Source organism: Bradyrhizobium sp. URHC0002 (genome assembly GCF_054059515.1).
Genome location: NZ_JBSSCF010000001.1, coordinates 7,790,861 through 7,815,475, shown reverse-complemented (window position 1 = coordinate 7,815,475; position 24,615 = coordinate 7,790,861). Strand labels below are relative to the sequence as shown.

The following is a 24,615-nucleotide window of genomic DNA, read 5'->3' as shown; positions in this document are numbered from 1 at the left end:
TTCCGCAGCGGCTACCAAGCTGAATCAAAGGTCGACTGGTAGATGGTGCGGCAGACGGAAAGGCGTCAATAGGCATTCCAATACACCTTTCTGGAAAAGAGGGCCATGACCACGATTTTGAGATCGAGAAGGAGTGACCAGTTGTCGATATCGTATCGATCATGCTCCACGCGGCACTGCATCTTCTCGAGGGTATCGGTGTCGCCACGGTAGCCGTTGACCTGAGCCCAGCCGGTAATGCCAGGCTTGACGTTGTGGCGGCGGAAAAATGCCGAAATGATGCGCCTGGCGTCTATCAATCCTGATGCAATGCCAGGCTGCAGCAATGAGAAGCATATTGCCCGTGTGCAGAGTACCGTAAGGAGGACACCCACAGCTTGGGCTATGACAGTCGCGCGCGAGTAGTCTTCTGAGATTTTCAGAAGGAACATCGCCGAGAGGAAGATGGAGAATACGAAGAACACGCCGCTGGCGCCGCTCCATCGGAACACGTGCCGGGGCTGCGTCTGGATCCGGGAATACCGCTGGAACCCTGTGGAAGCGAGCAACGGCAATGTGGAAATCAGAAGCGATTCCTGGATGTATTTGGGGGCGTCCGGCGAGGCCAGCAGGATCTGCCGATGATGGAGGACGGCTGCGGAAAAGGCCGCAACCGCTACCAGTAGGAATTCGGTGCTCTCTGCAACTACTAATAGGGCAGTCAGTCGGCTCTTGCCAACCCGCCTGCCGTCAGCGACCGACTGCGCCGGAAGCCTGGTAGAAGCCGGTGAATTGGTAAAGGACGCATAACTCACCGGGCACTCCCAGCCGGACCATTCCGCAAAAACAGTAACATTCCGATCACTGGGTGGGATTGGCTATCAATGGGTAGAGTATGAGGGGTAACTACGATGGTCGATTGAGCCGCGGCAGTGCGGGGCTAAATTGTCGTGAAGCAATTCGCTCCAGTGCTCATCCCGATGGGCCGATGGGGATGCATTGATGACCAATAGCGGACCGACCAATCGAACATGGCCAGGAAAGCACTGAACGGCCCGGCGCCAACGAGGAAACAGCAGCTAGTTTTGCGGATCGCCCCGTCTGGACGGTTGCTCGGACCGGAGTGATGTCGACGCGATGCTTCCGCGAACAGATTTGAAAGATTTCATCTCGTGACCACCTTCCATATCGAAGTCTTAGGCAACTACCTGCGTCGTTGCATCAAGTGGGGCTTGGTGGCTGTTGGCCTGACAATTTCCGTCACTCAAGCAAGGGCCGAATATCGAGTAAGCATCGGAGATGTGCTGGAGGTCGCGGTGGCGGGGGTCCCGGATCTACGGCATCGTGCTGCCGTCCAAATGGACGGCAACATTTCGTTGCCGCTGGTTGGAATGCTCCCAGTAGCCGGCCTTTCTGTACCGCAGATCCAAGCTAACGTTGGGGCCGCACTGGCTAGCAAGGTGTTTCGACAGAGGACTGCGGATGGTCGCGAGGCCGTCATCGTGATCGACGCGAATGAGGTCACGACGACCGTGGCGGAATACAGGCCGATATACGTAGACGGAGACGTCTCGAAGCCAGGTGAGTATCCTTATCGTCTGGGCACCACCGCACGCCAACTCGTCGCTGTTGCGGGCGGCTACGACATCATGCGTATCAGAATGAACAACCCGTATCTCGAGTCAGCAGACCTGAGAAGCGAGTATGGATCGCTTTGGACGGAGCTCGCCAAAGAGCAAGCGCGCATGTGGCGCATCAAGAGCGAGCTCGGAGAGGCGTCGCAGATCAATCCAGGCATGCTGGCGGACGGGCCCACGGCTCGATCGGCGATTTCAGAAATCGTCAATGCAGAAACGGAATATTTGAAGACGAAGCAGAGTGACTATCAGCAGGAAAAGGCGTTCCTCGAGCGCGGCATCCGGCAGGGACACGAGGAGGTCCGCGTGCTGTCAGAGCAGCAGAAGAAAGAGGAGGAGGGAGTTCAATCGGACCTCGAAGAACTGCAGAGGGCGTCCGATCTCTTCGCCAAGGGTACCTTGACCGGCCCTCGCGTCACGGACGCGCGTCGCGCGGTACTGCTGTCATCAACCCGGAAGTTGCAGACCTCCGCGCAACTACTGATCGTCAAGAAGCAACAGGACGAACTCACCAGAAAGCTGGCAAAGCTCGACGATCAGCGGAGGCTCGACCTGCTCCGTGAGCTGCAAGACACCAGCGTAAGGCTCAACCAAATTCGCGAAAAGCTGCAGAGCGTCGGCGAGAAGCTTCAGTACACCGCGATGGTTCGATCGCAACTCGTACGAGGCGCCGGAAGTAAGCCGGAGATTGCGATCATCAGAAAAGGCGAGAAGGGGCCGGAACGGATTGCTGCAAGCGAAGATACCGAATTGCAGCCGGGTGATACGGTCGAAGTCAGCCTGCGATACCAGGACGGTCCTGACGCGTCTTCCCGAAAGCTAAGCAGCAATTCTTCAACTATCCCATTAGTGATCGGCCGGACCGAAACGACTGGGGGCGATTTGCCGCGCCAGATGGCTTCGGAACGGAAGGGCGCTTCGTCCGGGAGGTGACTGGCGACGCTGCTGGCACGATGCAGCGTCGGGCCTATTCATTTCGAACGCGGGCGCCATGTGAACTTCGTTGGTCCTCGGTCCTGCTACGATGAGGGAAAGCGTTGCGCCGAAATGTGAGACATTACGCTGCCATGCACGAGCTATGCAGACGCCCCTCGCGACTTGGTGGCGAAGCGGTCAAATCACATCTCAAGGACAGGCACTAACATGCGCATCGCGATGATCGGAACGGGATATGTGGGTTTGGTGTCAGGTGCCTGTTTTGCCGATTTCGGCCACCAGGTCACCTGTGTGGACAAGGACGCCGGCAAGATCGATGCTCTGCGCCAGGGCGAAATCCCGATTTTCGAACCCGGGCTCGACGCGCTGGTCGCCACCAACGTCAAGGCCAAGCGGCTCGATTTCACCACCGACCTGACCGCGCCGGTCGCGGAAGCCGACGCCGTGTTCATCGCGGTCGGCACCCCGTCACGCCGCGGCGATGGCCATGCCGACCTGACTTACGTCTACAGCGCCGCGCGCGAGATTGCGGCTGCGCTTTCCGGCTTCACGGTGGTCATCACCAAATCGACCGTGCCGGTCGGCACCGGCGACGAGGTCGAGCGGCTGATCCGCGAAGCTAATCCGCGGGCGGATGTGGCAGTTGCTTCCAATCCGGAATTTCTGCGCGAGGGCGCCGCGATCCGCGACTTCAAATTCCCCGATCGGATCGTAGTCGGCACCTCCGACGAACGCGGCCGCAAGGTGCTTGGCGACATCTACCGGCCACTGTCACTCAACCAAGCGCCGATAATGTTCACGGCGCGGCGTACGGCTGAACTGATCAAGTACGCGGCGAACGCGTTCCTCGCCACCAAGATCACCTTCATCAACGAGATCGCCGACCTTTCCGAAAAGGTCGGTGCCGACGTCCAGGAAGTCGCGCGCGGCATGGGGCTCGACAACCGCATCGGCACGAAATTCCTGCACGCCGGACCGGGGTTTGGCGGTTCCTGTTTTCCCAAGGACACCCGCGCGCTGGTCAAGATCGCGCAGGACCATGACGTGCAGCTGCGCATCGTCGAGGCCGTGCTCGGTGTCAATGACATCAGAAAGCGCGCGATGGCGCGCAAGGTGTTGAACGTCGTCGGCGGCCTGCGCGGCAAGACGGTTGCGGTGCTCGGCCTCACCTTCAAGCCGGATACCGACGACATGCGGGAGGCGCCGTCGATTCCGCTGGTGACGGGTCTGCTCGACATGGGCGCCAAGGTGCGCGCGCACGATCCGGCCGGCATGGAGCAGGCGCGCAAGGAATTGCCTGACATTGAGTATTGTAAGGATCCTTACGCTTGCGCCCGCGGCGCCGATGCGCTCGTGATTATCACGGAGTGGGAGCAGTTCCGCGCACTCGATTTGAAGCGCTTGAAGCGCGAAATGGCGCAGCCCGTGATCGTCGATCTGCGCAATATCTATCGACCCGACGATGTGGCTGCTCTCGGCTTCATTTACGAGAGTATTGGGCGGCGCCGGACCAAACAGATTAACGTGGTAGAGGGCGGTCGAACCAAAATCAGCTCACAAGTCCGGCGACGACATTACGTTTGACGTCAACGCACTCCCGGCTGTGTAGGCGGTATTCGAGACACTCTGCTTGACCAGGCATCGCCCAGTCCCTTCGCGATTAAAGCGTCTCGCGACACTTGCCCCGCTGTTCTTGGTCTCAGCCGCAGCTTTGTGGTCACAGATACAGACACGGCAAATAGATCTTCCATCGATTATGTCGCTTTCGGCTATGCCGAGGGCATCGCGCCCGTAGGCGTCAGCGGAAGCTGCGGCTCAATGACCAAGGCGCGCAAGCGAAATCCTTCAAAAATCGGCGGCGCACTTGCCAACGGTGTGTTCATGGAGGCCGGGGTTCGGCAGCGCAGGCTCAGATCGGCAGGAGCACGATTTCGGAATACAGCCTGTCGAGGTCGCCGGCCGCGAGCTGCGGGGAGAGATAACAGGTGCGCAGCGGGACCAGCACGCCCCGTGGCCGGACCGGAAAGAGTCGCGTCTCCGCGACCAGCGCCGCCGTCCGCTGCCGGCGCAGGATCGCCAGCTTGACGCGCTCGAGATGCCGCGACAGCAGCTCCGGTGCGCTGCAATGCAGGATGTCCGAATAGGGGATCTGCACGGGTAGAACTCCCGCCAGTCCTCCCAGTCGGCTCGTATTGAGCCGGTGCATACGGCGCTTGACCACCAGATAGGCATAATCGGAACCGTCGCTGACGGTGAGTTGCAGGCAATCATACGGCGCGTGATCGTCGAAGATTTGTCGTTGCTGACCAGTCAGTCGCTCGCGGACCGCGACCGGATCGAAGTCGATGACCGGCCGGTTCGGCCCGAACAGCGTCCCGGCATGCAGCATCGGCGGCATGGCGATCCGGTGCGAGTCCAGCGGCGTGAAACGCTGCGCCAGGAGGGCAGTCCAGGCGGTCGGGTTCGGGGTGAAAGCCGTGTAGGTCAGGCTCTGGTCCCGCAGCACCTCGGCGAGCAATGCCATGCCCCAGCCGCGGTACTTCGGGTGCACGGCCCAGGACGAGACGTTGCAGACGAGCACTGCCTTGCCGTTCACCTGCCGCGGGGCGGCGATGGTGCCAACGAAGCCAACGACTGCGTTGCCGTCGAGAAGCACGAAGCCGCGTTCGTGATCGGACCAGTGATGGTTGAACAGCCGGCGCCAGGTGGCGGCGTTGATGCCGGACCCGCAGAAGGTCTCTTCGAGGAAGCGGCAGACCGGCTGCTGGTCGTCCGGACCCAAGGCACGGAGATGCGGCCCCGACCGCCCAGTCTGCTGCACCGTCGTTAACGCCTCCGGGCCGGCGGACAGGGCCGTGGCAACGCCTTCGATCGACGGCGCCGACAGCAGGGCGGAGAGGGGGACAGGATACCCAACATGGCCCTCGATCTCGAGCAGCAGGTTCACCACTGCCAGCGAGTCCGCGCCGAAGCCAAGAAGATTATCCGACCAGCCGATCGGCGAGACGCCCAGTACGCGCTCGCAGATCGCCTGCAGCTGCCCCTTTAGCCCGTCGCCGTCCAAAATCTCACCGCGGCCCGGCGCCGGGGCTCGTGATGTCTTGCTGGCCGCAGGCGCCCGGAGAACCGCATGCTTGGCAATCGCGTCGAGGCACTCCGGGTTCTGCATGGCATCGCGGTTCCGTACAGGGCGGCCATTCACCGCATCCCGCGCCGCGGCCTCGGAGCGCTTGCCGCTAAAGGTGACAGGAAGCGCTGTGACTTGTGCGATGCGTGCCGGAACGAAGGCCGGAGAGCCGCAGCGCGCAAGCTCCGAGCGGATGTGCTTCGCCAGCGTGTTGCTGAGCACCAGGCCGTCGCGCAGCACGACCAGCAAAACCATGCGCGAGCCGCCCGCCTCCTCTTCGGCCTGCTGCTCGACCGCCATCGCCTCGCGGATCTCCTCGATATCAGCGAGGATGCGGTAGATCTCCGCGGTGCCGATGCGGATGCCGCGCACATTGAGGACCCCGTCGGAACGGCCATGCATCCGCCAACCGCCATGGGACGTGGCCTCGATCAGATCGCCGTGCGTCCAGAAGCCGGGGTTCTGGGCGAAATAGGCGGCATGGAAGCGCGTGCCATCGGCATCACCGTGGAAACCAAGGGGGCGCGAGGGGAACGGGTTGGCGCAGACCAGCTCGCCGATCCGCGCCTGCGGATCATCAGGCGGCGGTAGCGAGCGGACATCGAGGCCGAGGCTTCGGCACTGCGCCTCGCCGCGATGGACTGGCAGGTCCGGATTGCCCAGGACAAAGCAGCCGATGATGTCGGTGCCACCGGAGATCGACTGCAGCGGCATCATCGCTTTTACCTGATCGCCGACCCAGTCGTACTGGCGGGGATGCAGGATGGAGCCGGTGGAAAGCACGGCCCGCAGGGCAGAAAGATCGAACACCCGGCTCGGAGAAAAGCCTGCCTTCTCGCAAAAATCCAGATAGGCAGGGTTGGTGCCAAACACGGTCACGCGTTCCTCGGCAACGATCCGCCAGAATGTATCCGGCCCCTCGAGCGGCCCATCGTAGAGAACGAGCTCCACGCCGGAGGCGAGCGCGGAGAGCTCCCAGTTCCACATCATCCACCCGCAGGAGGTCTGGAAGAACAGCCTGTCGCCGGGGGCGAGATCGCAGTGCAACCGGTGCTCCTTCACATGCTCCAGCAGGGTGCCGCCAGCGCCGTGCTGGATGCATTTCGGCGGGCCCGTGGTACCGGAGGAGAACATCGTGAACAGGGGCTGGTTGAACGAGTGGCGCAGCCAGCCTGGCCGGTCCTCGCCACCAACGGCATCGCGCTGCAGATCGGCGAGCCTGTGCAGGGGCACCGTAGTCTCGCCGGCGGGAAGCGAGCCGTTGTCCAGCGCGATGATCGCGGCGAGGCCCGGCAGGCCGGCTGCCGCTCCGGCGACGCGCTCTGCGACGGCGACGCCCAGATCCCATGGCTCTGCCCGGAGACAACCGAACAGCACCACAGGCTCAAGAGGGGCGAAACGGGCGAGGATGGCAGGAACGCCCATGTCCGGCGCGCAGCTGGCGAAGGTCGCGCCAAGTGCAGTGGTGGCCAGGGCGGCAATGACCGCCTCGGCATTGTTTCGTGCGATTGCCGCGACGTGATCGCCAGGGCGCACACCCAGCCGCTGCAGCGACGTCGCCAGCCGGGCGACCGCGACGCGCAATGTGCCACGCGTGAACCGGTCGCGGCTGCCGCCGGCGTGACAGGCCGTCAGGACCGGCTGGTCATGACGGCCGGCGAGGAGGCACTCGGCGTAGTTGAGACGGAGATCCGGGAAAAAGCGGGCGGTCTCGCAGACATCGCCGACACAGACCGGCTCGACCGCACCCTCCCGAGGCAGGTCGCACCACTCGAGGAAGAGGCGCCAGAAGCTGCGGAACTCCTCCACCGAAAAGCGGTCGATCGCAGCATGATCAGGCAGGTTCTGCCCCGTTCGGGTCTCACACCATTGTCTGAAGGCGCTCAGTTGCGAATGCGCGACCGCCGGCTCATCGGTACGAAACACCTCGTCCGCTCCACTTCCGCCAGGGGAACGACCACTCTCCTTTTCGCTCTGTTCAAAGGCTCTGATGCGAAAAGCCATCACAACCGCTTTCTAATACCCAAACTCGATCCGGCGGATTGCCCGGGCTGCCGATTGTTCGGTGTTCAACACCAAGTCGGCGCCAGTGTGCTGCCACGGACAATCCAAAGGGGCCAGCACCGACAACGGTCACATCGCATAACATAGACAGGTCACCCTCCAATTGGTCCTCGTCGAAGAACCCAAACCGATCGTCTAGGAACTAGCCCCCAAATACGGAATACCGAGCTTCCTCTTTGGAAGATTGGTGGCAAGCGTTCGTAGCATCCGCTTGGCATCGCGGAGCTTGGCCTCGATGCGGCGCTCTGGACTGTCTCGGCCTATGACGATCCATTTCATGGCATGTTCCCTATTAGCCAGATGGGACTTGTGCCCACCGCCACCAGCCAGGAAGTCGTAGCTGCGTTCCCCGCGTGCGATGCTGTCCTGAATCGCCAGCACATGACTGACAAGCCCGGGCTTGAGCCGGCCATCGGTCTCGTAGAGAAAGCCGCTTTGGTAATTAAGGACACGGCCGTCATGCACGAAATTGTACAAGACCCCAATTGTCTGGCCCCCAGCCAGCGTCCGTGAGATGCGGACGGCCCCCATGGGGACTCCGCGCGCAATTAGCTCCTCGTGAAACGGACGGAAGCCCGGATTGGCGAAAGCCCCCTTGCGTCCCCATCGCGACCGATGAAAGTCGCCCAGCAAATCGAACGCGGCGAGAGCCTCCGTTCTCGTTTCCATGATCCGGAGTTCAACGGGGCCGCGTTCGGCATACAACCGCATGGCACGGCTCACGGCCTGGCGAGTACTGCGGCCCAATGTGGCGCGATAATTCCCCCCTTGCTGGCGGACTTTGGTGAAATCAACCCACGGTGCCGCATCAGCCTGTTTCACTTCGGTAACGAGCCCAGCCAGACCTGCGGCGCGACAAGCGGCCAACTCAAGGTCTGGATCAATTCCGGAGAGCACTAGCTGATCCGAGCGGCGCAAGCGCGACGTCAACGCATCGAGACCGGCCGCTACAATGGCATCGGATTGCTCGGCGAGAATATTATTGTACTCGATGAACAATCGGTCGAAACGAGTATCTCCTGTTTCATTGAGCAGCCAACGTGCCCGCGCATGCGGCCCGAGACGCCATGCTCTCCGCCGGCAAACAATCGCCAGGCCAACGATCTTGCTTGACGACCGAGCGACGAGGACGTGTGGTTGCACGCCATCCGGGATGTGCCGTAGCCAAGTGCCGATCCAGAGCCAAGACATAAAGAACGAGTGAGTCACTCGCGCTTCGAGTTCCTTCCATGAGGTTTCAAGCCACGCAATGCTCTTCAAGTTCTCCAGGCTGACGTCGATGACCGTCTCAGGCATGGCGTATTTCTCGTTCAACGCCAGAGGACCGCAAACGCGCTGCGACGGAAAGCCCGAAGGGCCCAGCGGGAATGATCGCGGAAGATCCGACGAAAGGTCCGGATGGCTGGTCACACGCAGGTGTCCTTCTGGCGGACATGCCCTTTTGGGCGTCTCAGATCGTCGCTTCGGCGGGTTACGGGACTATATCTGGAATTCGACCCGTACGAGGACCCTTCGTGATTACCCACGGCAGCCTCCCTGCGAGTTGTGCGAGCGGAGAGCGCGTCACGCGATCTTGCCGCCGACCACATCATTGCTGCGACAGGCTATCGACTTGCCGCCCGTTCACTCCGCTTTTCAACCATTGCTGGGCGATCTCCGCTGCGTCGAGCGGCGACCCTTGCCGTTCCTCCAGCCACGAGTCCTCAATTCCAAGCCTCCATTTTAATTTTAGCTTGCTTGCACTTCCAGCCCCCGATGGGTGTAACCCGAAATAGCATTCTTATACTTATAATCCGAGGCGGCATGGTTCCGGATCATCCACTCTTTGTCGGATCATTGCTCGCCAGGTGCTCCATGGCCGGCGTCGGCAAGTCTGGCTGCGCTGGCGGATTATTGGATGGGCTGAAGGGAAGGACTGGGCGCCCGAATTGACTATTGCCCCTGACAAAGAATTTTTGGTGGAGTCGTGCATGGCCGTATCGCAACCGGGATTGTGGAAGGGATTCATGCGGTCGGCAGAGCGGTTTCCCGAACGCCCTGCGGTTATCGTGCAGGGCACGTTGCTTTCTTACCGGCAGCTTCGCGAAACCGCCCTCCGTATCGCCGCCAGCATTCAGGCCCATCAGGAGGATTCATGGCCGTCTCTCACCGCCGTATTTGCGCAGCGTAGCGCAACGGCGTTCGCGGGAGTACTTGGGGCCCTCCTGGCCGGAAATGGCTATGTGCCGCTGAACCGCACGTTTCCGATCACGAGAACGCGACTAATGTTGCAACGCTCGCAGTGTCGCTCAATCATCGTAGACGCAGAGTCTTTGCCCCAGCTGGATGCTCTTCTGGACGGGAATAGTGGGAAGCTGCTCCTCGTAGTCCCTGATCTCGAGGACCCACGGTGTTATCGTGAACGATGGCCTCAGCATATTTTTTTGGGATCCGGGGATCTCGAGGAGTATGCTGCCTGGCGCGAGCCGACCCTGGATGAAGACGCAATTGCTTATCTGCTTTTCACATCGGGTAGCACGGGTGCGCCGAAAGGAGTTATGGTTGCGCACCGGAATGTCATTTCCTTCGTCGACTATATTGCAGATAGGCTCGAGGTTACGGAACGGGATATCGTGTCGCAGATGTTCGATTTGACCTTTGATCTCTCTGCCTTCGACATGTTTGTCTCCTGGGAGCGGGGAGCGTGCGTGTGCTGTCCTTCGCAAAAGACATTAATCAATCCGGTACAATTCATTCGCGGCGATGGGCTGACAATCTGGTTCTCGGTCCCCTCGACGGTTTCACTCATGAAGCAAATGGGTCTGCTGAAGCCGGGCGCGTTCCCATCGCTCAGACTGAGCCTGTTCTGTGGTGAGCCGCTGCCCGTCAGCTGCGCCGACGCGTGGCTAAGGGCCGCGCCAAACAGCATGCTCGAAAACCTCTATGGGCCGACGGAGCTGACAATTGCATGCACATCCTACAGATGGGAGCCTGAACGATCGCCGGCCGAGTCGGAACTGGGCATCGTGCCGATCGGATTTCCAAATCGAGGGATGAGCGTTCTCGTTGCCGACAAGGATTTGAATGAAGTGAATCCGGGTGCGGAGGGCGAACTCCTGATGAACGGCCCGCAAATGTCGCTCGGATATTGGAAGGATCCCGAGAAAACCAATGCGGCCTTCGTCGTTCCTCCCGGGAGGAAGGATATTTTCTACCGCACTGGAGATCGTGTTCGTCGGCCCGCAGGCGATGGCCCCCTCACGCATCTGGGGCGAATGGACTCCCAGGTGAAAGTACAGGGGCACAGAGTTGAACTTGGGGAGGTCGAAGCGGTCGTGCGGCAGACCTCCGGCAGGGATGGCGTCGTCGCAATCGGCTGGCCTACTACTTTAAGCGGCTATGGGGGTATCGAAATGTTTATTGAAGGGCAGTCGGTAGATGTCGATCGGCTCCGAAGTGCAGTCGCCTCTCGGGTTCCGGACTATATGGTCCCCAAAAGGTGGCATGTCCTGGGCAGGCTGCCGCGCAACGTCAACGGCAAATTCGACCGCAAGGCTTTGCTGGCGATCCTGGGAGATGCCACATGAACCGTCCGACTCCAGGTAACGTCCGCGTGTTTGTCGCAGACTTTCTTAACCGCAAGCTGAGGGATCGCGGGCAGGGTCCTTTGAACGATCTTCCCGATGACTACGACGTGTTGCTGTCGGGAGTGCTGGATTCCCTGGCTTTCGTTGAAATGATGATGGCCGCGGGTGAGCACTTCGTCGGGGAAATCGATTTTGAGGATCTCGACCCCGAGAAGATGACGATCATCGGACCCTTGTGCTTGTTCGTATCGGAACAATTGATGCAGCGGACGTAACCTTTTGACTGGTATGAACGTCGTCCTGATGGGTGAAGAAGCGACCGGTATGCGCACATTGCAGTGGCTGGCGCAACGCGGCGGTCGGGTCGTTGCTGTTATGGCATCTCCGAGACGGCAGGACGGCGTCGAGGTCGCATGCGCAGACGAATGGATTTTGGTGCGGCAGGTGTTTCGGAAAGGCATATGCATTCCGCCTCGAGAAGCGCTCAGGGCTGCGGACCGGTTGGTGAGCTGCGTGAACACATGAGCTTCCAAACCATGACGCGCACCAAGTATCACACTGCTGACGTCTTGCTTCGGCTCCTGAAAAGCCGTCAGCGCGCGGCAGCGGGGCAAGCCGGCTCGGCTGACCTCCACGAACATGTGCCAATCCCCGCGAAGCAGCGGGAAGTCCGGTTCTCGGACTTCGAAAGTGTCGCAAGGCTGAAGGAGCGCTGGGGACTCGCAAAAGACAGCCAGGAGAACTGGTGCCGGCTCTGGCAGCAAAATCCTGCGCTGGCCGTTGCCAAATCGCAACTCAGCATGGGATGGGTGCTGGAGACCGCGCAGGGAATTGTTGGGTACCAGGGAAACGTCCCGCTGCTTTATCAATTTGGAGGCCGAACGCTGGTTGCTGCGACCGCCGCAGGCCTGGTGATCGAACCAGCATACCGCGCGCGCTGTATCGTCCTGCTTGCTTCGTTCTACCGGCAACGGGATGTTGACCTGTTTGTGACGACGCACACGACCGCATCCGGGGCCAGCCAATTGAAGGCGCTTCGCGCAAAGGCGCTGGCTCAGCACGACTACGACAAGGTGCTTTTCTGGGTCCTGGATGCTCATCAGTTTTCGAAAGCGCTCGCAGCGAAGTTCGGCCTGGGGAGTGGAATGACGGCGGTTGGGACCTTCCTCGGCTCGTCGGTCTTGCGAGCGGATACCCTTCGCCGAGGACCTCGGGGCCGCCGTACGAATAGTTTCGGCGTAAGGGAAATCGAGGTGAAAGACATCGGGGACGAATTTGAAGCCCTGTGGCAGCGCAAATTGACCGAAACGCCTCGTCTGTACGCAGATCGAAGCTCCGCTTCTCTCAGATGGCACTTCACGCTTCCCGGTAGCGCGTCAACAGTTGCTGTGCTCTGCTGCCATCGATTTGAACGCCTGGTGGGCTACGCCATTGTGCTCCACGCGATCGACCGCGAAACCGGTATGCGACGGTCGATGCTTGCGGACATTTTGGTGGAGCAAGATGATCCCAGCGTGACTGAGACATTGTTGGAGGCAGCCTATTCGAATGCCATCGCGTCAGGCGGTCATCTCTTCGAGGTGATTGGCCTGCCAGCACATATCAGGCAGATTCTGATGCGTTGGAATCCATATGTCAGGAAGTATCCAACTGATCCGCTGATCTACAAGACGGCGGATGAGGCGCTGACTCGGATCCTCGCAGACGGGGGCGCCTGGTACGCAAGTCCGTTCGACGGCGATGCAACGCTGCTGCCGTAACGGCGTTGCCAAGGTTGTCCGGCGCTGCCGTTCAGTTCGAGGCCAGCTGGTGCGACCGAATTGGGTAGTCCTGATTAGCAGGCCCACAGCGACGTGCATTGGCTACCATGGCGTGGTCCCACGCTTAGCGGCGTCTTTCCCGAACGGGTTTTCCTGGGGGAGGGTGTGATGGTTGACACCTTGTCTGAAGTTCAGCTTGAAGTGTTTTGCACGTGTCCGCAGTCGTTCACGGTTTCGCGGGACCGGTACGTCGATGAGGTAAAAGCTGTCGCACGCTGGAGCGAAGAATGCGGTTGTAAGGGCATTCTCGTCTATACCGACAACTCCCTGGTCGATCCCTGGCTTGTTTCCCAGATCATCCTGCAAAATACCAAGAAGCTCTGTCCGCTCGTGGCAGTGCAGCCTGCCTACATGCATCCGTATGCCGTCGCCAAAATGGTGAGCTCTTTCGCGCATCTATACGAACGTCGTATCTTCCTGAACATGGTCGCGGGCGGGTTCGTCGCGGATCTGGCAGCCCTCAACGATACGACCCCGCATGACAAGAGGTATGCCAGGCTCATCGAGTACACCAGCATCATTCAACAGCTGTTGGGAAACTCTGGCCCGGTCACTTATGAAGGAGAGTTCTACACTATCCGGAATCTCAAGATGACACCGCCGGTCCCTGCGCCGTTGCTTCCCGGCGTGTTCGTATCAGGCTCATCCGAGGCAGGTCTTTTGGCTGCCAAGGCATTGGGCGCGACGGCTGTGAAATACCCTAAACCCCCTCGTGATTATCGGCAGGAAAATTCGCAAGAATGTGTGGGCTCAGGTGTGCGGGTGGGGATCATCACTCGCGCGAGCGCCGACGAAGCCTGGCGGATTGCGCACGAACGCTTCCCGACGGACAAGAAGGGGCAGCTAACGCACAAGCTGGCCATGAAGGTGTCAGACTCCTCATGGCACAAACAACTTTCCGAGGTTGCGGCCGAATCGAATATCGAAGAAACACCGTACTGGCTCGTGCCGTTTGAAAACTACAAGACGTTCTGCCCCTATCTGGTCGGTGACTACGAGACTGTTTCCAATGAGCTTGCTCTCTATGTCGTGGCTGGTTATGAGACGTTCATTCTGGATATTCCTCCCAGTCAAGAAGAGCTGTCCCATATAAGCGAGGTCTTCAAACTCGCGGCAAAGAAAGCTTCGACACGGAAGCCGCCCTCAGCACACCTGACGGCGCAGGCCGTTTGATGCAGCAAGGCCTGTCGATTGTTTGTCAGCGGCGTTTGGGGCCACTTTGCTGATGAATTGATGATCTGCGAGTTTGCGGTTTGGTTTCTGACTCCGCGCGCGATGTTCTCCGAGAGGAAGTTCTCGTGCACCGTTTTCGACGAGCGGCATGAGCCCACCATGGTCGGGCGTTCGTGAGTTGATTGCCGTTCGAGCGGGCCTGGGCGCGAAGAGAGCGCCGAGCGTCGCGTTGTTCAAGGAAACCCGCAGTTCCCGGTGTCGGTAGATCGATGAAACGCCGGCAGCTTAACCCCCAAAAGGGGTAGGGAGGGGTCGTCCATGCGAGTTATAGGATTCGCATCGGCGGGGCGCATAATGACGCGTCGCACCAGGCATTTTCACCCACCGTGCGACGGGGATTGCCTATGGGCCGCGCCATCATTCACAACGAGAAATCAAGGACCGATTGCGGCATCGCGGGTACCTCGCGCAGCGAAGCGGACGAAGCATCCGTTGCGCAGAAGACAATGAAGCATCTGCCCACGCTGAGATTCACGACCGCAGGGATAGCCGCGACCATGGTCGCTATGACATGGGCGTCGGAAATCCAGTCCTCACCGGATCAGGCGCGGCACCTGGCGGATGCGCAACACGCGACGGCTGCCCGCAATTACGATTCCGATGGAATAGCGGGATATGGCGACTTTGGGCCCCTGCCGCCCGGCCGGAGCAGCAACGACAAATCGATGCGGGTTGCGCAGGCAACGACCGGAGATGCAGGGCACCCTCCGGAACGGGAACACCAATGGGCGGAGACACAGATACTCGAGCTCACGGTTGCGAGGCGCGACATCGAACTGCTGCAACGTCTCGTGCAGGAACGCGATCGCGCCGAGCAGCTGGAGCAGGACCTTGCGGCAGCGCGGCGCGAGGTGGAGACCCAAACGGCACTGGCAAAAGCAAGCGAGGAAGCGTCCCGGCTGGAACAGGCAGGTGGGAGTAGCGAAGCGGAGCTGCAGAAGTCCCTTCAACAGGGGCGAGAGCGGTCCGCACGGCTGGAGCAGGAACTTGCAGCGGCGCGGCGTGAGGTCGAGACCCAAACGGCACTGGCGACGAAAGCAAACGAGGAAGCGGCCCGGCTGAAACAGGCAGGCGGGAGCAGCGAAGCGGAGCTGCAGAACTCCCTGCAACAGGGGCGCGAGCGGTCCGCGCGGCTGGAGCAGGAGCTTGCGGCGGCGCGGCGTGATATCGAGACCCAAACGGCTCTGGCGACGAAAGCAAGCGAGGAAGCGGCCCGGCTGAAACAGGCAGGCGGGAGTAGCGAAGCGGAACTGCAGAAATCCCTGCAACAGGGGCGCGAGCAGTCCGCGCGGCTGGAGCAGGATCTTGCGGCGGCACGGCGTGATGTCGAGACACAAACGGCACTGGCGACGAAAGCAAGCGAGGAAGCGGCCCGTCTGAAACAGGCAGGCGGGAGCAGCGAAGCGGAGCTGCAGAACTCCCTGCAGCAGGGGCGCGAGCGGTCCGCGCGGCTGGAGCAGGATCTTGCGGCGGCACGGCGTGAGGTCGAGACACAAACGGCACTGGCGACGAAAGCAAGCGAGGAAGCGACCCGGCTGAAACAGGCAGGCGGGAGCAGCGAAGCGGAACTGCAGAAATCCCTGCAACAGGGGCGCGAGCGGTCCGCGCGGCTGGAGCAGGATCTTGCGGCGGCACGGCGTGATGTCGAGACACAAACGGCACTGGCGACGAAAGCAAGCGAGGAAGCGGCCCGTCTGAAACAGGCAGGCGAGAACAGCGAAACGGAGCTGCAGAAGTCCCTGCAACAGGGGCGCGAGAGGGCGGCGCGGCTGGAGCAGGATCTTGCGGCAGCGCGGCGCGAGGTGGCGACCCAAACGGCACTGGCAAAAGCAAGCGAAGAAGCGGCCCGGCTGAAACAGGCAAGCGAGAACAGCGAAGTGGAGCTGCAGAAGTCTCTCCAACGGCAACTCGAGCGGTCCGCGCGGCTGGAGCAGGATCTAGCGGCGGCGCGGCGCGGTGTCGAGACCCAGACGGCACTGGCGACGAAAGCAAGCGAGGAAGCCGCCCGGCTGAAACAGGCAAGCGAGAGCAGCGAAGCGGAGCTGCAGAAATCCCTGCAACAGGGGCGCGAGCGGTCCGCGCGGCTGGAGCAGGATCTAGCGGCGGCGCGGCGCGGCGTCGAGACCCAGACGGCACTGGCGACGAAAGCAAGCGAGGAAGCCGCCCGGCTGAAACAGGCAAGCGAGAGCAGCGAAGCGGAGCTGCAGAAATCCCTGCAACAGGGGCGCGAGCGGTCCGCGCGGCTGGAGCAGAATCTTGCGGCGGCGCGGCGCGACGTCGAAACCCAGACGGCATTGGCGGCAAAGGTAGCCGAGGAAGTTCCGAAGGCAAAGCGGGCCGGGGAAGCAGTTGCTGCCGAGCTGAGGCAATCGATGCAGAAGGAGCGCGAAAGAGCCGACGCACTTGCGCAAGGCCTCTCGATGACGCGTAGCGCGCTCTATGCATATGAGGCTCGCGCCCGCAAACTTGAAGACGAGGCGGTCGAACTCAGAAAGACGGCCGCAGACGCGGCGCCGTCGCTTCGCAAACCCGCGCAGGACGGGCGCGACCGGACCACGCGGCTGGAACAGGATCTCGTGGCCGCACGCCGCGATCTCGAAACCCAGGCCGCCTTGGCGGCCAAAGCGAGCGAGGAACTCACGCAGACGAGGCAGACGGCGGAGCGCGACTCAGCCTCGTTGCGCAGCTCGTTGCAGCAGGAGCGAGCTCGGGCCGAGCGGCTCGATCGGGATCTCGCACTTGCGAAGCAGGTTGCACCCAATGTCGTGACGGTTGGCTCGATCGCGCGAGACAAGCCTACGGAAAGCGCGAAGCCAGTCGCCGACGGGTCACCAGCGGCGGGCGTTCGGAACGATGCCCAGCCCAATTCCAAGAAAGCCGCGGTGGCGGCAGCGTTGCTTGCGCGTGCGAGCGCGCTGCTCGGGCAGGGAGACATAGGCGCGGCGCGGATTGTGCTGGAGCGCGCCGTCGAGATGGGCAGCGTCCAGGCAAGCTTCTCGCTCGCAGAAACCTATGATCCGGTGATCCTCGCCAAATGGGGAACTCTTGGAACGCGCGGCGATGCGGTCAGAGCGCAAGACCTCTACGCGAGAGCTGACGCCGCAGGAATCAAGGAGGCGAAAGCGCGGATTGAGGCGCTGCGCCGGTAGCACCAATTTGGGCGAAACGGTTGCACGCTTATGCGAAGGTACGTCTACCATGAAGTACGTCGATTTGCTCAAAAGCCAGTATGAGTCATTTCCTTATCCTACCAATACGTCAAGCAGTGGCGGGTACCGAGAACTTGTCAATCTCGCGAAGTTGCTTCGTTTAGATTGCGGGTACCACCTCCAGCGAAAGCGAATTCTTGATGCGGGTACCGGCACTGGCTTGCGATTGCTGGAACTCGCCGCGGCGTTTCCGGACAATGATTATGTCGGGATTGACTATTCGGAAAACTCGATTGCTTGCGCGGAACGTGCAAAGAAAGCATTCCCCGGGGCACGAGTTTCATTTCGGGTCGGAGATATCATGGCCGCGCAAGGCGGACCATTCGATGTGATTATGTGCATGGGTGTACTACATCATCTGCAACGGCCTGCCGAAGCGATTCATCGACTGTCCCAACTTCTCACCAGCCGTGGTGTGCTGCTCTTTTACGTATATGGAGAATATGGTTCTGGAGAGAGGATGCGCAGGAAGAGGTTATTGAGTCACCTGCACGGCCAAGACGAATTGGAGCAAAAGATCGAGTCTGCGAAACGCCTCGGATTCACAGACTTCCCGTATGGATGGTCGATTCAAGATCCAACGGACGTCAATCCCATGATTGTCGACGCGTATGTCAACCACTACGAAGTCTTGTACACGCTCGAAACCATCGGGAAAATAGTTTCAAACAGTTTTACAGCATGCGTACCTTATGGCTTTACATTGGAGCGAAACGGGCTGTTGGTGGAATCGAGACTCAATGCCAACTTTGCAATGCCGATCGCACGCACCGATCCGCGAAGCAAACTCAATTCGTCGGCGCTCGAAGAGGTGTACGCCAAGCTGCCTAAGCGCCAGCAACTGCTCGTGCTTGAGGATTTGTATGCTCCAGGAGGTTACACAATGCTGGCACACAACGGAGGATTTCTTGAGGAAATCAGCCGGCCTGACCGACTTACTTCGAACGCCTGGCAATGACCACTTTCACGACTTTTTCGTAGCGGTTGCACACCCGTTCTCGAACCTTCAAGGCCTAGGTGCCACGATAGCCATTCGGGTTTTTCATCTGCCAACGCCAATGGTCGGCACACATCTGCGTCAATGACCGCCTTGATGTCCAACCCAATAGCTTCCCCGCGAGCGTCGCATCAGCATAACAGGTTGCAACATCACCGACCCTGCGTTCGCCGATCACATAGGGAATTGGCCTGCCGCTCACGGCCTCGAATGTCCGAACCACCTCCAGGACGCTGCTGCCGCTTCCTGTCCCGAGGTTGACGGTCAGTACGCCGGGCTGTTTCAGGTGGCTCAAAACACTTAGATGCCCGGATGCAAGATCTACGACATGAATGAAGTCGCGGATTCCCGTGCCGTCGGAGGTATCATAGTCGTCTCCCCAAATGTTTAGCTTCTCACGCTTTCCGATTGCCACTTGCGCCACAAACGGCAACAGGTTGTTCGGAACGCCCAGAGGGTCTTCACCGATGAGCCCGCTTTCATGCGCACCAACCGGATTGAAGTAGCGCAGAATACCAATCCGCCAATCGCCGTCGGACCCATGGAGATCCTTTAGTATTTCTTCGATGAAAAGCTTTGTGCGGCCGTACGGATTTGTCGGTCCGACGGGATGCTTCTCGTCCAGCGGCAGGTACGTGGGAGTTCCATAAACGGTCGCGGACGAACTAAAAACGAGCGTCTTCACGCTTGCTCTCGTCATGGCTGACACTAGCCGCATCGTTCCCAGGACGTTGTTCTCGTAATAGGTCATGGGCCGAACGTTGGAATCGCCCACCGCCTTGAGCCCCGCGAGGTGAATAACAGCGGTCACTTCGTAAGCGCGCAGTATCTCGTAGATCGCCTCTTCATTGCAGATGTCGGCATGTCGAAAGACGAGCGATCGTCCGCAGATGGTTTGTACACGTTCGAGAGACGCTTCGTTGCTGTTGGAGAGGTTGTCGACTGCGACGACCTCGAGCCCAACGTCAAGTAATGCGACAGCGACATGGGACCCGATGTAGCCAGCGCCCCCGGTCAGTAAGATCATGTCGGAGCTTTCCATTCGGTACTTGCGCGGTCATGACCAATGCTACCAGAGCCCGCGGTATTCAGACAGCTTAGGCTTGCATTCAGGCAGCGGCGTCCGGTGCCCGACCACCCCCCCGGCGCTCGCCACCCAGGTCACGCGCAATTTGCGATGAACGCCGACGGAATTTGCATCCGTGATGCGTCCATGTGCTTGGTATCGACGCTCATATGAGGGGCGCTTAGGTATCTATCGACGAGGGGTTACTCGGTGTTGAGCAGTGAATCGGTTGAGCGCACAACTGGAAAATCAATCCAAATCGCACCGAACCTCGAAAGGCTGGAGCGCCGCTGGCCTCGATCCCGTCCTGGACAACGTCGCGTGCGGCCCAATCGACAGCTTCGGTGTAATTCCCCTCGAGAAAAAGGGGGCGCGAGAGTCCCGACAATTGCCCGGTCTATTTGCCGAGCCGCGCCGTTCCGTTGCGTATCATGCGGCCTATACTGTTGGCTTCCACGCGATTTGTGGGTGGACTGAGCAGCTCTGGTCGCACTAATCCCCCGATCTGCTTGATCTCGGAAACAATCGGGAGAGAATCGGGAAATTGCTCGCTGGTATTGGCGACGTCACTCATCGGTCGGACCAGTGAGCCGTGGTTCATCCCCCAAATCGCCGCTTGGGTCCGGTTCTGGACTCGGATCTTGCGAAGGATCGCCTTGACGTGGACCTTCACGGTCGCCTCCGCGATATCGATCTTGCGGGCTATGCACTTGTTGGAATCGCCCGCGATCAGGCATTGCATGATCGATTTTTCCCGGGGGGGACAGTTGTTGCGTGATGCTGCGCTCCGCCGTGATGGCAATCGCACGATCGTTGTCGTTGCGTGGCGCCGCCTTGGCGAAATGGTCATTTTCAGAGTGGAGAATGGATAACATGAATGCCGGCGGGAAGATTGTTTCGCCCATCATCACCAGCTCAATGGATTTGACGAATACATCGCACGTCATGACGTCGATGAAATAGCCGCTGGCGCCCGCCCGAAATGCCGAAACCATCTCGTCTAGCCGGTAGTGATCGGCCACCACCGCAATGCGTGCTTTCGGATGCCGCTCCCGCAAGAGCTCGATCTGTTCAACCGCAGCTTCGAAATCACCGCCCGCATGGACGATGAGAACCAGCACTGGTTGCGATTGGAGTTTGCTCGGCGACAAATCATCAGCACATGATACCGAGGCGAGTGTGCGAAAATTTGCCGCGCTTAGAATTCTAGCAATTCCCTCCCTGATTAGAACGCTTTTTCCGACGATGAACGTTGCAAAAGATTGCCGCCTCGACATTTTACTCTCCCAGCCATTACGCAATTGACAATATCAACAATTCCGAAAACGCGGAAATTTAGACCTTGAATTAGTGCTTTTCGATCGATTGAGTTCGCCCCATTCGTCTTTTTTCAAGCAATTTGGCAGCTTCAGTCGGATAGAAGTCCTCTCCTTTCACAACGTCAGGTTGGCGGATTTTGAGGCCCCAGAATTAATAAACGTTTTCTGAATGTTAGATTCGAATTGCCGTTATCCCTATATATCTTCGGTTATAAGCCTTCCGTTAGGTGGGTAGGCATGTTGGTCATAATGGCAAAGCCCTTCCTGCCGTCCGAGACGAGGTGTTCCGCTACATTCTCGGAGCGAGCTAGAATTACGATGTCTATCGAGCGTTGCAAAATTTCGATGGAAGCTATCACTTGCCAGGACTTGGTCGCGAGCGCTTCAAAGGATGGAAAGGCGCGCTCGCGCTGAACCAATCCCGTAGTTCGACGGGTGCATTCGTCTCCAGTTATGTGCAGAGTATCCTTGGGAAGCGCGGCAAGGGGAGCCAGCCTCTCGCCGCTTCCGTTTTTTTTGCGGTGCGGCATTAGCCATGTCGTCGTGTATGCTAATATGTTGGTGGGGGCTGAACAAAGACTGGGGGCGCGGGGTTTAACATTGGGGAAAGGCTGAGGACTGCCCAATGCGTCGTATCACCGTCGTGATTGCGGATCGGTATCCAGTAATTTTGCAGGGCCTGAGCAACGTGCTTGGAGCCCACTCCGATTTCAAGATTGTTGCAACTTGCAATGATGGTCCGGCCTGCGTCGAAGCAATCCGGAACCTGGTGCCGGACATAGCTGTTCTCGACGGCTCGATGCCTGGCGTGACCGGGCCGGAGATTCTCTCCGTCGTAAATGCCGAGAATACTGCCACGCGGTTCGTCTTTTTCACCTCATCTGAAGTGGAACGTGAACTGATCTTGTCAGCCGCGACCGACGATTACAGCTTCATCTCAAAGGATGTGGCGCCCGAAATTCTCGTGCAGTCCTTGCGCCAGATTGCGAGAGGCCGGCGGCTGTTGGCGCTGCCCACGGTCGATCAGGCCGCACTTCGGGAGCAAAGTACGATCACGGAGAACGCACTTGCTGTGCTGACAGACCGGGAACGCCAGATCATGCGGTTGGTGTCCGAAGGACTGTCGAACAAGGAAATTGGCCGACGCCTGAATATTACCGACGGCACCATCAAGGTGCATCTGCATCACATCTTTCAGAAGCTTGAAATCAGCAACCGGACGGTACTCGCGGCCATTGCGATCTCGCAGGATGACGGTGGGGGTCTCGTCCCGGAACATGAATCACCTCGGCTTCGTCGTGAATAGCAACGGACGTAGTGCGAGAGTGGAATATCGTAACACGAATGGGAATCGGTCTCGACCTGCGCTTGTTGGCCGGAATGGGGGAGGCTGCGCGTCTGTTCAGCGGGAACGCCCAGGCAAGACCTGCTCAACTCCATGAGTTGGTATCTTTGCTTTGCGCCGTCGGTTCGGGAAGTGGCGCGCAGGGGTAAATGGGCGATGCGGCGATGGGCGGTGCCGGAGGAGGCAGTTAAGCCTGGATGCTTGTTGCTTGCAGTCCCGCCACGAAACTGACCGTCACGGCCAGGCCGCGGCCACCAATACCATCCGTCAGGTCGATCGTGCCTGCGCCCTGCTGCACCAAGGTGCGAACGATGGAAAGCCCGAGCCCGGAGCCCGCCGGACGATTGACCGCAGGTATGCGGTAAAAGCGATCGAACACCCGCTCCCGATGTTCGCTGGCAATGCCCGGTCCATCGTCGGCGATCTTCACCGCATATCGACCGCTCGTTGCGAGGACGCTAACGACAACAGAGCCGCCGTCCTGGTTGTACCTGATTGCGTTGTCGATCAGGTTGGTCAGTATGTCGTGCAACATCGAGGGCTCCGCCGTGACGGGCGCGCAGCTGATCTCGGATTCAAGCGCCAAGTCGACATTCTTCGCCGCTGCAAATGGAGCCATGGTTGCCATGGCCTCGCTTGTAACTGCGACGAGATCGATGGATGCGGCATCGGCGTTTGGCTCAGCGACGGCAGCCTGTTCGGCGCGCGCCATTGCGATGAGCTGGCCGACCAGCCGATCCAGATGTTTTGTAGATCTCTCGATCTCGGCGATGGTCTCAATATTTCCGGACAAATGCCCAGCCTCGCGCTGCAGCAGCGCCAGATGGACGCGCAACGAAGCCAGAGGTGTCTTCATCTGATGCGATGCGTCGGCAATGAAATCCCTGATCACCTGGATCGCCGCCTCGAGACGGGCAAACAGTTCGTTCATCGCGCGAACGGGAGGATGCGCTTCGTAAGGGATGTATTCGAGATTGAGCCTCTGCAAGCTCGCTGCCGCTCCAAATTGCCGCGCGTCAATTTCGCGTCCGAGATCGACCAGCGGCGAAAGCCCGCGCCGGACGGCAAACCAGGCCAGGGCGGCGGCGGTGGCGATAATGCCGATTTCCAGCGCCGCCAGCGCCAGCAGCAGCTCACGCTTCGCCGCCGTTCGCGCGTTCATCGTCTCGGCGACTTCGACCAGGACGGGCTGCGGCTTGCCGTACGCAGCCTGAGTCATGGCCGCGATCCGAACCGAGCTGTTTTTGTAAATCGAGTCGAAGTGCCTGATGGTGCCAACCGGGATCGCGGCTGTGTCCGCCCGCGGCAGATCCTGATAGCCGGTAACCGGCGTCTGATCGTAGGACACGCTGTAATAAATGCTGTCGTTTGCCCTGGTCTCGAGCATCCCAAGTGCGACCTGGGGAAGATCGACCGAGATTTCTCCGTCGTCGACCGCAATCCGTTCGGCGATGGCTTTCACCGAACCGTCAAGCACGCGATCGTAGGCCGTCTCGATGGTCGTGTTGATCAGAAGCAATCCGGCAAGTCCAAGCGCAACCGCCAGCGCGCTGCTCGGAATGAGCAGGTTGAGAAGGAGGGCCCGCTGCAGCGAGGGGACTCGTTTTGGTGTCACCTATTCTCCATCAGATAGCCGAGGCCACGCACCGTCTTGATCGTGGGTCCGTCCGGTCCGAGCTTTTGCCGCAGCCGCGCGATATAGAGCTCGATCGCATTTGGCGCGACCGGCTCGTCGAAGCCAAAGACCTCCGAAATCAGCCGCTCCTTGCGCACGAGGCGGCCGGCATGCGACATCAGGATTTCGAGGACGGCGACTTCGCGCCGACGCAGCGACAATGGCTTTTCGCCGATCGTCGCTTGCGCTGATGAGGTCTCCAGCATCAGCGATCCGCATCTCAGGATCGGATCGGGACGGCCTTTGCCGCGGCGCACCAGAGCCTTTACCCGTGCCTCAAATTCGTCGAGGTCGAACGGCTTGGTCAGGTAATCATCGGCCCCGAGGTTGAGGCATTTGACCTTGTCCTTCACTTCTCCCAGTGCCGTGAGGATGAGGATTGGCACCTCGCAACCATTGTTGCGCAGCCTGCGAAGCACCTCCTGGCCCGGCAGGCCTGGCAGGCCCAGGTCGAGCACGATCAGTGAGTAGGCTTCGGAAGGCGCGATCTCGATTGCCTCCGCGCCGTTTATCTCGTGATCGACCGCGAAGCCGGCCGTCGTCAGCGCTTTCTTCAGGCCGCGAACCAAAGACGTATCATCCTCGATGATCAGGATACGCAAGACGATGGTCCTCGAGCCGGGATCATGGCGTTGTCAAACA

At 59.9% G+C, this 24,615-nt stretch carries 15 protein-coding genes and 1 pseudogene; 9 read left to right on the top strand and 7 right to left on the bottom strand.

Translation table 11 applies throughout. The features are described 5' to 3' along the window. Positions 1 to 65: 65 nt before the first annotated feature. A complete protein-coding gene (locus tag ACVWVY_RS37630; protein ID WP_456631147.1) occupies positions 66 to 794 on the bottom strand; it encodes a sugar transferase in 729 nt (242 codons plus the stop codon). 357 nt (positions 795 to 1,151) lie between these two features. Between ACVWVY_RS37630 and ACVWVY_RS37625 the strand changes: the two genes are divergently transcribed. Then, positions 1,152 to 2,549, top strand: a complete 1,398-nt coding sequence (locus tag ACVWVY_RS37625) for a polysaccharide biosynthesis/export family protein (protein WP_456631146.1) — start codon at positions 1,152 to 1,154, stop codon at positions 2,547 to 2,549. A gap of 210 nt (positions 2,550 to 2,759) precedes the next feature. Then, positions 2,760 to 4,136, top strand: a complete 1,377-nt coding sequence (locus tag ACVWVY_RS37620) for a UDP-glucose dehydrogenase family protein (RefSeq protein WP_456631145.1) — start codon at positions 2,760 to 2,762, stop codon at positions 4,134 to 4,136. A gap of 325 nt (positions 4,137 to 4,461) precedes the next feature. Here the strand turns inward: ACVWVY_RS37620 and ACVWVY_RS37615 are convergent, their stop codons facing one another. Together ACVWVY_RS37615 and ACVWVY_RS37610 are read right to left on the bottom strand one after the other, a co-directional pair. Next, on the bottom strand, positions 4,462 to 7,605 hold the full coding sequence (locus ACVWVY_RS37615; RefSeq protein ID WP_456631144.1) for an acetoacetate--CoA ligase: 3,144 nt from the start codon (positions 7,603 to 7,605) through the stop codon (positions 4,462 to 4,464). Between the two features lie 273 nt (positions 7,606 to 7,878). Then, positions 7,879 to 9,039, bottom strand: a complete 1,161-nt coding sequence (locus ACVWVY_RS37610; protein WP_456631143.1) for a GNAT family N-acetyltransferase — start codon at positions 9,037 to 9,039, stop codon at positions 7,879 to 7,881. Between the two features lie 674 nt (positions 9,040 to 9,713). On the opposite strand from ACVWVY_RS37610, the gene ACVWVY_RS37605 reads away from it, so the two are divergent. The 6 genes from ACVWVY_RS37605 to ACVWVY_RS37580 all read left to right on the top strand — a co-directional run bounded on the left by ACVWVY_RS37605 (position 9,714) and on the right by ACVWVY_RS37580 (position 18,529). Next, positions 9,714 to 11,309, top strand: coding sequence for an AMP-binding protein (locus ACVWVY_RS37605; protein ID WP_456631142.1), 1,596 nt, complete (start codon positions 9,714 to 9,716; stop codon positions 11,307 to 11,309). Beyond that, positions 11,306 to 11,584, top strand: a complete 279-nt coding sequence (locus ACVWVY_RS37600; RefSeq protein WP_456631141.1) for a hypothetical protein — start codon at positions 11,306 to 11,308, stop codon at positions 11,582 to 11,584. Before ACVWVY_RS37605 ends, ACVWVY_RS37600 begins: the two co-directional genes overlap by 4 nt. A 138-nt stretch (positions 11,585 to 11,722) precedes the next feature. Continuing rightward, positions 11,723 to 13,069: a hypothetical protein gene (locus ACVWVY_RS37595; protein WP_456631140.1), complete on the top strand. Its 1,347-nt coding sequence runs from the start codon at positions 11,723 to 11,725 to the stop codon at positions 13,067 to 13,069. A gap of 168 nt (positions 13,070 to 13,237) precedes the next feature. Next, complete coding sequence (locus ACVWVY_RS37590; RefSeq protein WP_456631139.1) at positions 13,238 to 14,302, top strand: LLM class flavin-dependent oxidoreductase; 1,065 nt, start codon at positions 13,238 to 13,240, stop codon at positions 14,300 to 14,302. Between the two features lie 404 nt (positions 14,303 to 14,706). After that, complete coding sequence (locus tag ACVWVY_RS37585) at positions 14,707 to 17,511, top strand: hypothetical protein (RefSeq protein ID WP_456631138.1); 2,805 nt, start codon at positions 14,707 to 14,709, stop codon at positions 17,509 to 17,511. 49 nt (positions 17,512 to 17,560) lie between these two features. Beyond that, positions 17,561 to 18,529, top strand: coding sequence for a class I SAM-dependent methyltransferase (locus ACVWVY_RS37580; protein WP_456631137.1), 969 nt, complete (start codon positions 17,561 to 17,563; stop codon positions 18,527 to 18,529). A 55-nt stretch (positions 18,530 to 18,584) separates the two neighbouring features. Here ACVWVY_RS37580 and galE read toward each other — a convergent pair whose 3' ends face one another. Together galE and ACVWVY_RS37570 are read right to left on the bottom strand one after the other, a co-directional pair. Then, entirely contained in the window at positions 18,585 to 19,595 is a 1,011-nt protein-coding gene (galE, locus tag ACVWVY_RS37575) for a UDP-glucose 4-epimerase GalE (RefSeq protein ID WP_456631136.1), read from the bottom strand. Positions 19,596 to 20,031: 436 nt separating this feature from the next. Beyond that, positions 20,032 to 20,911, bottom strand: a pseudogene (locus tag ACVWVY_RS37570) (LuxR C-terminal-related transcriptional regulator). A gap of 667 nt (positions 20,912 to 21,578) precedes the next feature. On the opposite strand from ACVWVY_RS37570, the gene ACVWVY_RS37565 reads away from it, so the two are divergent. Further along, on the top strand, positions 21,579 to 22,259 hold the full coding sequence (locus ACVWVY_RS37565; RefSeq protein ID WP_456631135.1) for a LuxR C-terminal-related transcriptional regulator: 681 nt from the start codon (positions 21,579 to 21,581) through the stop codon (positions 22,257 to 22,259). 226 nt (positions 22,260 to 22,485) lie between these two features. Here the strand turns inward: ACVWVY_RS37565 and ACVWVY_RS37560 are convergent, their stop codons facing one another. Together ACVWVY_RS37560 and ACVWVY_RS37555 are read right to left on the bottom strand one after the other, a co-directional pair. Further along, positions 22,486 to 23,913 (bottom strand): sensor histidine kinase, encoded by a 1,428-nt coding sequence (locus ACVWVY_RS37560; RefSeq protein WP_456631134.1) that lies wholly within the window; start codon positions 23,911 to 23,913, stop codon positions 22,486 to 22,488. Continuing rightward, on the bottom strand, positions 23,910 to 24,575 hold the full coding sequence (locus ACVWVY_RS37555; protein ID WP_456631133.1) for a response regulator: 666 nt from the start codon (positions 24,573 to 24,575) through the stop codon (positions 23,910 to 23,912). The genes ACVWVY_RS37560 and ACVWVY_RS37555 overlap by 4 nt, the downstream gene beginning before the upstream one ends. Positions 24,576 to 24,615 lie beyond the last annotated feature (40 nt).